This window comes from Phenylobacterium sp., assembly GCF_035475775.1.
Classification (GTDB): domain Bacteria; phylum Pseudomonadota; class Alphaproteobacteria; order Caulobacterales; family Caulobacteraceae; genus Phenylobacterium.
The window spans coordinates 17,699-29,438 of sequence record NZ_DATIMC010000046.1; the positions used below are offsets into that span (position 1 = coordinate 17,699).

At 71.0% G+C, this 11,740-nt stretch carries 12 protein-coding genes and 1 riboswitch; of the genes, 7 read left to right on the forward strand and 5 right to left on the reverse strand.

The window, feature by feature from the left end; all coding sequences use genetic code 11:
- Nucleotides 1-21: 21 nt before the first annotated feature.
- Nucleotides 22-3,261, forward strand: coding sequence for an efflux RND transporter permease subunit (locus VLI41_RS05545; RefSeq protein WP_325267063.1), 3,240 nt, complete (start codon nucleotides 22-24; stop codon nucleotides 3,259-3,261).
- 27 nt (nucleotides 3,262-3,288) lie between these two features.
- Here VLI41_RS05545 and VLI41_RS05550 read toward each other — a convergent pair whose 3' ends face one another.
- A complete protein-coding gene (locus VLI41_RS05550) occupies nucleotides 3,289-5,100 on the reverse strand; it encodes an ABC transporter ATP-binding protein/permease (RefSeq protein WP_325267075.1) in 1,812 nt (603 codons plus the stop codon).
- A 38-nt stretch (nucleotides 5,101-5,138) separates the two neighbouring features.
- A complete protein-coding gene (locus tag VLI41_RS05555) occupies nucleotides 5,139-5,879 on the reverse strand; it encodes a hypothetical protein (protein WP_325267064.1) in 741 nt (246 codons plus the stop codon).
- Between the two features lie 125 nt (nucleotides 5,880-6,004).
- Here VLI41_RS05555 and VLI41_RS05560 point away from each other — a divergent pair, with 125 nt between their 5' ends.
- Nucleotides 6,005-6,598, forward strand: coding sequence for a TIGR00730 family Rossman fold protein (locus VLI41_RS05560; protein ID WP_325267065.1), 594 nt, complete (start codon nucleotides 6,005-6,007; stop codon nucleotides 6,596-6,598).
- A gap of 379 nt (nucleotides 6,599-6,977) precedes the next feature.
- Here the strand turns inward: VLI41_RS05560 and dksA are convergent, their stop codons facing one another.
- Together dksA and VLI41_RS05570 are read right to left on the reverse strand one after the other, a co-directional pair.
- Nucleotides 6,978-7,406 (reverse strand): RNA polymerase-binding protein DksA, encoded by a 429-nt coding sequence (gene dksA, locus VLI41_RS05565; protein ID WP_325267066.1) that lies wholly within the window; start codon nucleotides 7,404-7,406, stop codon nucleotides 6,978-6,980.
- A gap of 97 nt (nucleotides 7,407-7,503) precedes the next feature.
- Complete coding sequence (locus tag VLI41_RS05570) at nucleotides 7,504-7,932, reverse strand: flagellar assembly protein FliX (RefSeq protein ID WP_325267067.1); 429 nt, start codon at nucleotides 7,930-7,932, stop codon at nucleotides 7,504-7,506.
- A gap of 204 nt (nucleotides 7,933-8,136) precedes the next feature.
- Here VLI41_RS05570 and VLI41_RS05575 point away from each other — a divergent pair, with 204 nt between their 5' ends.
- From VLI41_RS05575 to VLI41_RS05595, 5 genes are all read left to right on the forward strand, one after another.
- Nucleotides 8,137-9,246: a flagellar basal body P-ring protein FlgI gene (locus VLI41_RS05575; protein ID WP_325267068.1), complete on the forward strand. Its 1,110-nt coding sequence runs from the start codon at nucleotides 8,137-8,139 to the stop codon at nucleotides 9,244-9,246.
- On the forward strand, nucleotides 9,246-9,560 hold the full coding sequence (locus tag VLI41_RS05580) for a rod-binding protein (RefSeq protein ID WP_325267069.1): 315 nt from the start codon (nucleotides 9,246-9,248) through the stop codon (nucleotides 9,558-9,560). The genes VLI41_RS05575 and VLI41_RS05580 overlap by 1 nt, the downstream gene beginning before the upstream one ends.
- Nucleotides 9,560-10,018: a flagellar basal body protein gene (locus VLI41_RS05585; RefSeq protein WP_325267070.1), complete on the forward strand. Its 459-nt coding sequence runs from the start codon at nucleotides 9,560-9,562 to the stop codon at nucleotides 10,016-10,018. Before VLI41_RS05580 ends, VLI41_RS05585 begins: the two co-directional genes overlap by 1 nt.
- Before the next feature lie 94 nt (nucleotides 10,019-10,112).
- A riboswitch (FMN riboswitch) is annotated at nucleotides 10,113-10,287 on the forward strand.
- Nucleotides 10,288-10,367: 80 nt separating this feature from the next.
- Nucleotides 10,368-10,871, forward strand: coding sequence for a 6,7-dimethyl-8-ribityllumazine synthase (locus VLI41_RS05590; protein ID WP_325267071.1), 504 nt, complete (start codon nucleotides 10,368-10,370; stop codon nucleotides 10,869-10,871).
- 10 nt (nucleotides 10,872-10,881) lie between these two features.
- Nucleotides 10,882-11,319 carry a PaaI family thioesterase gene (locus tag VLI41_RS05595; protein WP_325267072.1) on the forward strand — a complete coding sequence of 146 codons (438 nt, stop codon included), beginning with the start codon at nucleotides 10,882-10,884 and terminating at the stop codon, nucleotides 11,317-11,319.
- Nucleotide 11,320: 1 nt separating this feature from the next.
- Here the strand turns inward: VLI41_RS05595 and VLI41_RS05600 are convergent.
- The coding region (locus VLI41_RS05600; protein WP_325267073.1) for an ATP-binding cassette domain-containing protein at nucleotides 11,321-11,740 on the reverse strand (420 nt) is incomplete at its 5' end.

Sequence of the window (11,740 nt, forward strand, 5' to 3'; positions counted from 1 at the left end):
CGGGGCCCGGAACAGGCGAGCATGCTGATCGGTCCGATCATCGACGGGGCCATCAAGCGGCGGAAGGTCGTGCTCGGCGTGACCTTCATCGCCGTGCTGTTCGGCGTCCTGGCCTACCTCACCATGCCGCGCGAGGCGCAGCCGGACATCACCTTGCCTTACATCTTCATCGAGGTGCCGTTCCCCGGCGTCAGCCCCGAAGACGCCGAGCGCCTGCTGGTCAAGCCCCTGGAAGTCCAGCTGCAGACCATCAAGGGCGTGGTGCACATGAACGGCGTGGCGCGCGAGAACATCGCCATCGTCACGCTCGAATTCGATCCCTCGGTCCCCATCGACAAGGCGCTGGCGGACACCAGGGCCAAGGTGGACATCGCCCGCAGCCGCTTCCCGCCGGACGCCGAGCAGCCGATCATCGAGGACCAGGACTTCGCCGACCAGCCGGTGATCGGCATCGTGCTCTCGGGCTCCGCGCCGGAGCGCGAGCTCACCCGCATCGCCCGCGACCTGAAGGAGCGCCTGGAACGCTCGCCCGGCATCCAGGAGGCCGACTACAGCGGCGTCCGCGACGAGTTCATGGAAGTCGCCATCGATCCGGTGCGGATGGAGGCCTACAACGTCACCGCCAGCGACCTGGCCAACGTGATCGGGCGCAACAACCAGCTGGTGCCGGCCGGCAGCCTGCGCCATGGCGCCGGCAGCTTCGCCGTCAAGGTCCCCGGCGTGGTGCAGAACCCCGCGGACATCCTGGCCCTGCCGATCAAGAAGAACGGCGACCGGGTGATCACGGTGGGCGACATCGGCGAGGTGCACCGCACCTTCAAGGAGCCGGACTTCATCACCCGCTTCAACGGCGAGCCGGCGGTGGCGCTCGATGTCTCCAAGCGCTCCGGCGCCAACATCCTGGCCACCGTGCAGACGGTGCGCCAGGTGGTCGCCGAGGAGTCCAAGCGCTGGCCGCCGACGGTCAAGGTCGCCTACACCTACGACAACTCCGACTTCATCGCCCGCATCCTGAAGATCCTGCAGGGCGGCCTGCTCACCGCCAGCCTGTTGGTCATGCTGATCGTGGTCGCCAGCCTGGGGATCCGCCAGGGCCTGATGGTCGGCCTGTCGATCCCGATCTGCTTCATGATCGGGCTGATGATGATGAACTTCATGGGCGTGACCCTCAACCAGATGGTCATGTTCGGGATGGTTCTGGCGGTCGGCATCCTGGTCGACGGCGGCATCGTGGTGGTGGAGTACGCCGACCGGAAGATGGCCGAGGGCCTGCCCAAGGAGGAGGCCTACGCCGCGGCGGGCAAGCGGATGTTCTGGCCGGTGGTGAACGGCACCCTGACCACGCTGTGCGCCTTCCTGCCGTTCATGTTCTGGAACTCGATCACCGGGAAGTTCATGAGCTACTTCCCGCTGACGCTGTTCTTCGTGCTGGGCGCCTCGATCTTCGTGGCGCTGATCTTCACCCCGGCGTTCGGCTCGATCTTCGGCGGCAAGGCCAAGGCCGACGAGGCGCACCTGGCCGAGATCATGAAGTCCGAGCACGGCGACCCGCGCCGGATGCGCGGCTTCATGGGCTGGTACGCCCGCACGCTGACCGTGCTCGGCCGCCATCCGGGCCGCGTTCTGGCCGCGGCCCTGGCGGTGGTGATCGCCGTCGTCGCCTGGTTCGGGGCCACGCCGCATCGCGTGGAGTTCTTCCCCAGCGAGGATCCGGAGTTCGTCACCGTCTTCGTCAAGGCGCGCGGCAACCTGTCGCCCGAGGCCCAGGACCTGCTGGTGCGCCAGGTCGAGCGCCGGATGACGGGCATCAAGGGAATCGAATCCCTCTATGTGCGGGCCGGCGGCTTCGCCACCAACGGCGGGCCGAACGCCGCGCCCAACGACACCATCGGGCGCATCCAGGTCGAGTTCGAGAAGTACGAGCAGCTGAAGGGGCTGGGCCTCACCGGCGAGAAGATCGCCGAGACCATCCGCGGCCGGGTGAGCCAGATTCCCGGCCTGCAGGTCGAGGTGCGCCTGCCGCAGAACGGCCCGCCGACCGGCAAGGCGATCCAGGTGCAGCTGCAGAGCCACGATCCCGCCGCCCTCGACCGGGCCGCCAACGCGGTGATGGCCAAGTTCAATTCCGACCCGCAGCTGATCGAGGCGGAGGACACCCGCACCTCGCCCGGCATCCAGTGGAACCTGGAGGTCGACCGCGAGGCGGCCGGCCGCTACGGGGTCGACGTGCTCTCGGTGGGCCAGGCGATCCAGTTCATGACCGGCGGCGTGCTGGTCGGCCGCTACCGGCCCGACGACGTGCAGGACGAGCTCGACATCCGCGTGCGCTTCCCCGCCTCGGCGCGCACCGCCGCCGGCTTCGACCAGCTGAAGATCACCACGCCCCTGGGCCCGGTTCCGGCCAGCTACTTCATCAAGCGCGTGCCCGCCCAGCAGGTGACCCAGATCCAGCGGCGCGAGGGCGAGCGGCTGGTGATCATCCAGGCGAACACGGCCAAGGGCGTGGCGGCCAACCAGAAGATCAACCAGTTGCGCCCGTGGCTGGAGAAGACCCTCTCGGACCCGGCGATCCGCTGGAAGTTCACCGGCGCCGACGAGGAGGGCAAGAAGGCGCAGGCCTTCTTCGCCACCGCCATGCTGGTCTCGCTGTTCATGATGGGCGTGATCCTCCTGTGGCAGTTCAACAGCTTCTACGGCGTGCTGGTGACGCTCTCGGCGGTGGCGCTCTCCACGGTCGGCGTGCTCCTCGGCGTGCAGGTCAATCTCGCCCACACCTTCGACTACCTGTCGGTGATCATGATCGGCACGGGGATCGTCTCCCTGGCCGGCGTCGTGGTCGGCCACAACATCGTGCTGGTCGACACCTTCTACCAGCTGAGGCGCCAGGGCCATCCGGCCGACGAGGCCGCGGTCCGCGCCGCGGCCCAGCGGTTCCGGCCGGTCATGCTGACCACCCTGGTGACGGTCGCAGGCCTGCTGCCGCTGATGTTCCAGCTGCACCCGGACTTCGCCGCGGGCCGGATCGAGAGCCATGCGCCGGGCTCGGCGATCTGGGTGCACCTGTCGGGCTCGGTGGTCTGGGGGCTGTCGTTCTCGACCCTGCTGACGCTGGTGCTGACCCCGGTGCTGCTGGCCGCGCCGAAGATCTCGGCCCAGCGGACGCACCGGGCGCTGGACTGGGGCCGCACCCTGCTCGGCGTCAAGCGCGAGCCGCGCCCCGCGCCCCGCCCCTCCAACGACCTGCCGCAGGCGGCGGAGTAGGTGGTTCCCCCGGGACGGGGGAAAGCCTCACGCCTCCCGGGTCTGCCTTCGCCACAGGGCGGCGTATTCGCCGGTGCGGGCGATCAGGTCGGCGTGGGTCCCGCGCTCGACGATGCGGCCGCGGCGCAGGACCAGGATCTGGTCGGCGTCGACGATGGTGGAGAGCCGGTGGGCGATGACCAGGGTGGTGCGCCCGGCGCGGACCTTGCGCAGGGTCTCCTGGATGGCGGCCTCGGTGGGGCCGTCGAGCGCGCTGGTCGCCTCGTCGAGGATCAAGAGGCGCGGATCGGCCAGCAAGGCCCGCGCGATGCCGACCCGCTGGCGCTCGCCGCCCGAGAGCTTCAGGCCGCGCTCGCCGACCAGGGTGGAGAGCCCGTTGGGCAGGCCGTCGATGAACGGGCCGAGCTCGGCGGCCTCGGCGGCGCGCCGCACCTCGTCGGGGCTCGCCTCCGGCCGGGCGAAGGCGATGTTGGCGTAGAGGGTGTCGTTGAACAGCGCCACATCCTGCGGCACGAGCGCCACCGCGCGCCTGAGCGAGGCCTGGCGGACGTCGCGCAGGTCGAGGCCGTCGATCGTCACCCGGCCCTCCTGCGGATCGAGGAGGCGCATGGCCAGCCGGGCCGATGTGGTCTTGCCGCCGCCCGACGGGCCGACCAGGGCCACGGTCTGACCGGGCCTGGCCTCGAAGCTCACCTCCCTGAGTCCGACCGAGCGGGCGTCATGGCGAAAGCCCACCTGTTCGAAACCCAGCGCCGCGCCGCGGCCGGAAGCCGGCGGCAGGTCGCGGGCGGCCTCGGAGTCGCGGATCTCCGGCGCGACGCCCAGGAGGTCCACCATCTGCTCCATGTCGATGAAGGCCTGGCGGATCTCGCGGTAGTTGAAGCCCAGCATGCCGAGCGGGGCGTAGAGGTTGCGCAGCAGCAGCGTCGCGGTGACCACCCCGCCGATGCTCATCGCCCCGTGGACCACGTAGACGCCGGCCATCACGGTCATCACGGCCAGGCCGGTCTGCAGGATCGCCGACTGCGCGGCGTTGAGCATGTTGAGCGAGGTGTTGGCCTGGACCGAGGCGGCCACATAGTCATCCATGGCGCGCGTGTAGCCGCCGACCACCCGGCCCTCGGCCCCGAAGGTCTTCACCGTCTCGTAGTTGATCAGCGCGTCGGTGGAGAGGCCGGCGGCGCGGTTGTCGGTCTCGTTGAGGCGACGGCGGTGGTCGAGCCGCCAGTCGGTGATCCGGAAGGTGACCACCACGTAGAACAGGATGCTGACGAAGGTGACGCCGGAGAAGGCCCAGCCGAGCCGGTAGGCCATCACGCCCATGGCCATCAGCAGCTCGATCAGAGTGGGGCCGACGTTGAACACCACGCTGCGGATCAGGAAGTCGGTGGAGCGCGAGCCGCGGTCGATGACGCGGGCCAGCGTGCCCATCTGCTTCGACTGGTGGAAGTCGAGCGAAAGGCCGAGCGCGTGCTGGAAGCTTTCCACCGCCGCCCGGGCCATGGTGGCCTGCGAGACGCGCATGAAGATGGCGTCGCGGGCGAAAGGCGCGCCGGCCGCCGCCAGGCTCAGGGCGGCCGTCGCCACGGCGGCGAGCGCGAACGGGGCGAGCGAGGCCGGATCGCGCGGATGGATCAGGTTGATGGCGTCGCCGAACACCACCGGCGACCAGACGCCCGCCAATTTGCCCAGGACCACCAGCCCCAGGGCCGCGGCCAGGCGCAGGCGGAGCTGCGGCGCGCCGGAGCGCAGCACCAGGCGGGCGAGATCGGCCATGGCCGCCCAGACGCTGAACTTCGCCCCGGCCGGCGCGACGGCGCCTTGGCCGCGGAACCGCATCCCGGCGGCATGGACGTGAGCCAACCCTCGTTCCCTCGTCAGTCCAGGAGGACGGTGGACTGCTCCCCGCCCCCCGGCGTCAGCCAGTCGGCCCGCAGGCCGCCGCCTTTGGTGAACTGGCTATGCAGCGGTCCCGCCACAAGGGGGGCGGCCGGGCTGATCTCCACGCGCGCGGCGCTGGAGAAGCCGTCGCCCACCACCTGCAAGACGTGGGATCCGTGGGCCAGGCGGGTCAGCGCCACGTCGTAGCGGCCGGCCGCGTCGGCGCGGGCTTCGGCGGCCTGGCGGCCATCGAGCCGCAGCGAGATCCAGGCCCCGGGAGGCGCGGCGCCGGAGACGATCGCCGCGCCGTCCCGGTCGAAGTCCAGGGCGCCGAGGCGGGGGCCCGCGGCCGGATCGAGCCGCGTGGCGCCGGCGCCGGCGCGCAGCAGCGCCGCCTTGCCGTCCGGGCTCAGCAGCACATAGCCCTGGGCCTGGACGAGGCGCCCGCCGGCGCGCTGGGACAGGCCGAAGATGCGCGCTTCGGGCGCCGCGGGAATCGCCAGGCGCCAGCGGCCGGAGACGTCCGCGCGGGTGGTGACGGCGGCCCCGGCGGGGGTCGCGAGCCGCACCACGGCGCCCGGCGCGGCCGAGCCCTCCAGCGTCGCCGCGCCGCCCGTCATGCGCGCGCTCCGCACCTCCGGCGAGGCGGCGTAATCGGCCTTGGCGGCGGCGGCCTGGGGGTTGGCCGGCGGGGGCGGCGGCCGACGCCCGCAGGCGGATAGCACGGCCGCGGCCATGAGGGGCGCGAGGGGGACGCTTTTGGGGAACACGATCGCCTTGAATCTCCTTAGGCTCGGCCATAGCTCATCGGGTCCAGGCGCGCGCCTGCAAACGCGCGGGGCTCTCCGGGAGAGATGATCGCATGCGGCCCAATCCGCGCCTGGACAGCGTCTGCGTCTTCTGCGGCTCGGCCGAGGCGGCCGACCCCGCCTTCCTGACGGCCGCAGCCGAGCTCGGCCGGACCCTGGCCCACGCCGGTCTGCGGCTGGTCTATGGCGGCGGCGGGGTGGGTCTGATGGGCGCCTGCGCGCGCGCCGCCCAGGACGCGGGCGGGCGGGTCCTGGGGATCATCCCCGACTTCCTGGTCGGCCGCGAGCGGGCGCTGGAGACGGTGGAGCACGTGATCGTCTCCAACATGCACCAGCGCAAGATGATGATGTTCGAGCGCTCCGACGGCTTCGTGATCCTGCCGGGCGGCGTCGGCACGCTGGAGGAGGTGGTGGAGCTGCTCTCCTGGCGGCGGCTGGAGCTGCACGCCAAGCCGGTGGTGTTCTACAACCCGCGGGACTTCTGGCGGCCGCTGTTCGACCTCTTCCAGATGACCGTCGAGGAGAAGCTGACTCCGCCGGAGTTCATGGACTGCTGGCGCACGGTGGAGCGGGTGGAGGCGATCGTCCCCGCCCTTACGGCCGAGGCCTCCGCCGGCGGGGGCCGTGCCGTGGCGCGCAAGGCCTAGCCGGTGTCCGACCGCCGCGGGCGACGCCGCCTGCGGCGCCGAGACGGTCGATCGGCTGGTCGGCGCGCCGCGCGCGCACCCTTACGCAGACACCTCGCCGGCCGAACTCCCGCCGCCTCCCATCCCCGAGGTGGTGATCAATGGCCAGGAGGAGCCGCTCGCGCCCCCGGCCATGGGCGCGGCCTATGTCGCCAGGATGCAATCGCGGGGCGGCCATCTGCGCCAGGCGGTGGTCGCCGGGACGGGCCACGTCGAGCTGATCGCCCCCGGCACGGCGGCCCCTGGGAGCAGACCACGGCCATCGTCCTGCAACAGCTGGCGCGCTGAGCCGCCGGAAGAAAATGGCCCCTTGCGGGGCCGGAGAGATCAGCCTGCGACGTCAGTCGTCGCGGTGGACGCGTTCGCGGCGTTCGTGGCGCTCCTGGGCCTCGAGGCTCAGGGTGGCGATCGGCCGGGCCTCCAGACGGGCGACGCCGATCGGCTCGCCGGTCTCCTCGCAATAGCCGTAGGTGCCGTCTTCGATGCGGCGCAGCGCGTCGTCGATCTTGGAGATCAGCTTGCGCTGGCGGTCGCGGGTCCGAAGCTCCAGAGCCCGGTCGGTCTCCGATGAGGCCCGGTCGGCGAGATCGGGGTGGTTTTCGGTTTCGCTCTGGAGATGCGTGAGGGTCTCGCGAGATTCGCGCAAGATTTCCTCTTTCCAGTCTAAAAGCTTCTGCTTGAAATACTCAAGCTGCCGATCGTTCATGAACTCCTCGTCCTCGGAGGGACGGTATTCAGACCTCTCAGCCAGAACTGCGGCTGTCTTCATGGATGCCTCGAGCCCCCTGAACTCCCCGAGTGACACGCGGGGCGCTTATAACAAAGAGAACGCTGGTCGCAAATCACGCTGCGTCATCCCCGTGCGATTAGGCCGCACGCGCGATCTCGAGCTTCGCCAGCTCCACCTGGGCGCGCGTTTCGATCTCGTCGAGGACGCCTTCGAGCCTCGGGTCGTCGGTGGTCTCACGCTGCTCGCGGATCGCCCGCTGCAGGCGCAGCAGATCGTGGCCGCTCAGCTCGCCCGCAAGCAGGGCCAGTTTCACCTCATCGAGAACGTCCAGCAGACGCCCGGCGCGACGAATCGAACGCCGCCGACGCTCCAACGGCCCGCCCACGTCCTGCAGGGCGATCAGCGCATCGACGCCCATCAGGGCCCCGGTCCGGGTGACCGCCGCGCCCTGCGCCGGCGCCGCGGACCCGCCGGCCTCGGGAAGCCGGAAGCCCTCGCCGCCCGCGGAGCGCGCCGCCCTGGGAGCGCCCGCCTGTCCGACCTCGCCTGTCCCGGTGACCTTCATCGCCAGAGGCTACCCTGCCCACCCTGAACAGGAGCTTTCCGCCGCGCCGCTTGCGGTATGGTTAATGCCGGGCAATTTCTGCCGAGAGCCTGCAGGCGCCCGGCCCGGCCCGGCCCGCAGGCCTGAATCCACACGGCTTTTCGGAGCCGCCGCTCTGGCACGCGCATCGCATGGCATGGCGCGAAGCAGCTTCGTCCGGGCCCCATGCGTAAACGCCTCCGTCTCCTGCTGGCCGGCCTCCTCGCCGCGCTCGCCTGCGCCACCCCGGCGCTCGCCAGGTCGCGCATCAAGGACATCGTCGACTTCGAAGGCGTGCGCGAGAACATGCTGGTGGGCTACGGCATCGTGGTCGGCCTGAACGGCACGGGGGATGCGCTGCGCAATGCGCCGATGACCCAGCAGAGCCTGGAGTCCATGCTTGAGCGACTGGGCGTCAACACGCGCGCAGCCAACCTGAACACCAAGAACGTGGCGGCGGTGATGGTGACGGCCAAGCTGCCGCCGTTCGCCGCCTCGGGCTCGCCGATCGACGTCAACGTCTCGGCCATGGGCGACGCCAAGAGCCTTTTGGGCGGCACCCTGCTGGTGACGCCGCTGCTGGGGGCCGACGGCCAGACCTATGCGGTGGCGCAGGGCACGGTGCAGACCGGCTCGGTCTCGGCCCAGGGCGCTTCGGGCTCCTCGATCTCCAAGGGCGTGCCGACCGCCGGGCGGATCGCCGCGGGCGCGATCGTCGAGAAGGAGATCGGCTTCCAGCTCGCCAGCATGAGCACCATGCGGCTGACGCTGCGCAATCCCGACTTCACCACCTCGCGGCGCATCGCCGAGGTGATCGACGCGCGCTTCCCCGGCACGGCGGTCGCCGAGAACCCGACCATCGTGGCCATCCGCCCGCCGGCCGGCGAGGACATGATGAGCTACATGGCCCAGGTCGAGAACCTGAGCGTCGAGCCCGACGCCCCGGCCAAGGTGGTGATCGACGAGGTGGCCGGGGTGATAGTCATGGGCGAGAACGTGCGCATCTCCACCGTGGCGATCCAGCAGGGCAACCTGACGATCACCGTGCGCGAGCAGCCGGCCGTGAGCCAGCCCGCCCCGTTCGCCCGCGTCGGGCAGACCGCGGTCGTGCCGCAGTCGGACGTCTCGGTGGACGAGGAGCGGGGCAAGCGGTTCCTGACGGTGAAGTCGGGCGCCTCGCTCGCGACCCTGGTGGCCGGCCTGAACGCGCTGGGCGTCACGCCGCGCGACATGATCTCCATCCTGCAGACCATCAAGGCCGCCGGCGCCCTGCAGGCCGAAATCGAGGTGATGTGATGGACCCGACCCTCGCGATCGCGCCGCCCGCCTTGCTGGCGCCTGCGCCGCAGCCGAGCGCGGCCGAGCTCGCCAAGCGCGGCAAGATCCAGGCGACCGCGCGCGAGTTCGAATCCCAGTTCCTGGGCGTCATGCTGCAGCAGATGTGGCAGGGCGTGGGCGACGGGGCGGGCCTGTTCGGCGGCGGGGCGGGCGAGGAGATGTTCAAGTCGTTCCTCACCGACGCCATGGCCAAGCAGATCACCAAGGCCGGCGGCATCGGCGTGGCCGACACGGTCGCGCGCGAGATGCTCAAGATGCAGGGCCTGAAGTGATGGCGATCGCCGCCCACGACGCCGCGGACCGCGTGGCCCAGCTCGTCGTGCTCACCGAGCGCCTGACCGAGCTGATGGCCGCCCAGGCGCTGGCCTTCGAGCAGCACCGGCCGCAGGACGCCGCGGCCTTTGTCGAGGAGACCTCGAAGCTCGCCAACCTCTACCGGCACGAATCTGCGCGGGTGCGCGCCGACCCGGGGCTGATCGGCGGCGTCCCCGCGGCGGAGCGCACGCGGCTGGTGCGCGCCACCGAGGCGTTCGACGCGGTGCTGGCCCGACAGGCGCGGGCGCTGGAGGCGGCCAAGTTCGTCACCGAGGGCCTGGTCCGCGCCATCGCCGAGGAGGTCGCCGCGCACCGGGAGCGGGGGGCGGCCGCGACCTACGGGCCCGAGGGCGAGCCGACGATCAAGCGCAACAGCGCCGCCGCCAAGGCGATCACCCTGAACCGGCGGGCCTGAGGCGCGGCGGCGCAAGATCCTGCCCATTCAAACAGTTGTTTGACCCTGCGGAACGGGCGTAGTCTGGGTCTCGCCGTGGGGCTGTTCCCGCGGCCTACGTTCTCAGGGCGGGGTGGAATTCCCCACCGGCGGTGATGCCTTTCCCTCAGGGGCGAGGACGAGCCCGCGGGCGCCCTGCGTCCTCCGGATCACGTCCGGGGCATGCAGGGGACGAGCAGATCCGGTGCGATCCCGGGGCCGACGGTCAAAGTCCGGTTATGAGAACCGCCGCGCCGTGGCCGGATTCCGTCCGGATCGCGGCTGCGGCGTCTCCCTGGTGCGTGGTTCAACCCGATCAGGGAAGATGACCATGACCCAAGCGGCTCCCAAGGCTTCCTACGAACTTCCCACCGCCAGCGGCGCCTTCCGCGCCGCGCGCATCGGCTTCGTCCACTCGCTGTGGCACCGCGAGATCGTCATCGAGGCGCACGGCGGCTTCACCGACGAGATGGCGACGCTCGGATTTCCTCCGGAGGCGGTCGAGCGCTTCGAGACCCCCGGCGCCTTCGAGATCCCCCTGCACTGCCAGGCGCTGGCCAGGACCGGCCGCTACGCCGCCCTGGTCGCCTGCGCCCTGGTGGTCGACGGCGGCATCTATCGCCACGACTTCGTGGCCTCCACGGTGGTGGGGGCGCTGATGCAGGTGCAGCTCGCGACCGAGACGCCGATCTTCTCGGTCGTGCTGAGCCCGCACCACTTCCACGACCACGAGGTCCACCGCAGCTTCTTCCGCGAGCATTTCCGGCTGAAGGGGGCGGAAGCGGCGCGGGCCTGCGCGGGCGCGCTGGCCAGCCTCGCCCAGCTGGCCGCGTGAGGAGGCCGTCATGGACATGCAGACGCTGCCCCCGCCCGCGGGATTCGTTCCGCACGACCGCAAGAGCCCGCTGACCGATCCCTGGGAGCCGCTCTATGCGCGCAAGGCCGGCGACACGGTGATCCTGGGGCTCCGGGCGGGCGCGGCCCACACCAACAGCCGCGGCTTCGTGCACGGCGGCCTGGTCACCGCGCTCGCCGACAACGCCATGGGGCTGTCCTGCGCCCGCAAGCTGGGGACGAACGGCGGCCTCGTCACCGTGAACCTCTGCGTCGACTTCCTGGGCGTGGGGCTGAAGGGCCAGTGGCTGGAGTTCGACACGGTGTTCGTCAAGCCCGGCAAGACGCTCTGCTTCGCCCAGGCCTTCGTCACCGCCGACGGCCAGCCCTGCGCGCGCGCCAACGCCGTGTTCCGCGTCCTGCAGGAGGGGCGCAGCTTCGGGAAATGAGCTAGCCGCCGAGCACGATCTCCCGCTCGATACCGATTGCGGCGAGGAAGTCGCGGTCGTGGCTGACCGCCAGGAGCGCCCCGTCATAGCCGCGGAGCGCCGCCTCGATCGCGGCCAGGCTGTCGAGGTCGAGGTGGTTGGTCGGCTCATCGAGGATCACGAGCTGCGGCGGCGCCTGGCCGGACAGCACGCAGGCGAGCGCCGCCCGCAGCCGCTCGCCGCCGCTCAAGGCGCCCACCGGCTTTGCGGCGTCGCGGTTGCGGAACAGGAAGCGCGCCAGCGCCGCGTGGGCGGGGTTGAGGCTCGCATCGGGATTGAGCCGCAAAAAGGCCTCGGTCAGCGACTCCTCGGGCCGCAACATGGCGGTCTGCTGGTCGAGCAGCGCCGCCGCGACGCCCAGGCGCACGCGGCCTGAGGTGGG

What these genes read in the sequence shown, in the direction of transcription:
- VLI41_RS05555 (WP_325267064.1), bottom strand. Translation starts at nt 5,879, where the DNA reads ATGGCCGCGGCCGTGCTATCCGCCTGCGGGCGTCGGCCGCCGCCCCCG.
- VLI41_RS05545 (WP_325267063.1), top strand. Translation starts at nt 22, where the DNA reads ATGCTGATCGGTCCGATCATCGACGGGGCCATCAAGCGGCGGAAGGTC.
- VLI41_RS05585 (WP_325267070.1), top strand. Translation starts at nt 9,560, where the DNA reads ATGGCGATCGCCGCCCACGACGCCGCGGACCGCGTGGCCCAGCTCGTC.
- VLI41_RS05590 (WP_325267071.1), top strand. Translation starts at nt 10,368, where the DNA reads ATGACCCAAGCGGCTCCCAAGGCTTCCTACGAACTTCCCACCGCCAGC.
- VLI41_RS05570 (WP_325267067.1), bottom strand. Translation starts at nt 7,932, where the DNA reads ATGAAGGTCACCGGGACAGGCGAGGTCGGACAGGCGGGCGCTCCCAGG.
- VLI41_RS05580 (WP_325267069.1), top strand. Translation starts at nt 9,246, where the DNA reads ATGGACCCGACCCTCGCGATCGCGCCGCCCGCCTTGCTGGCGCCTGCG.
- dksA (WP_325267066.1), bottom strand. Translation starts at nt 7,406, where the DNA reads ATGAAGACAGCCGCAGTTCTGGCTGAGAGGTCTGAATACCGTCCCTCC.
- VLI41_RS05550 (WP_325267075.1), bottom strand. Translation starts at nt 5,100, where the DNA reads ATGCGGTTCCGCGGCCAAGGCGCCGTCGCGCCGGCCGGGGCGAAGTTC.
- VLI41_RS05560 (WP_325267065.1), top strand. Translation starts at nt 6,005, where the DNA reads ATGCGGCCCAATCCGCGCCTGGACAGCGTCTGCGTCTTCTGCGGCTCG.
- VLI41_RS05575 (WP_325267068.1), top strand. Translation starts at nt 8,137, where the DNA reads ATGCGTAAACGCCTCCGTCTCCTGCTGGCCGGCCTCCTCGCCGCGCTC.
- VLI41_RS05595 (WP_325267072.1), top strand. Translation starts at nt 10,882, where the DNA reads ATGGACATGCAGACGCTGCCCCCGCCCGCGGGATTCGTTCCGCACGAC.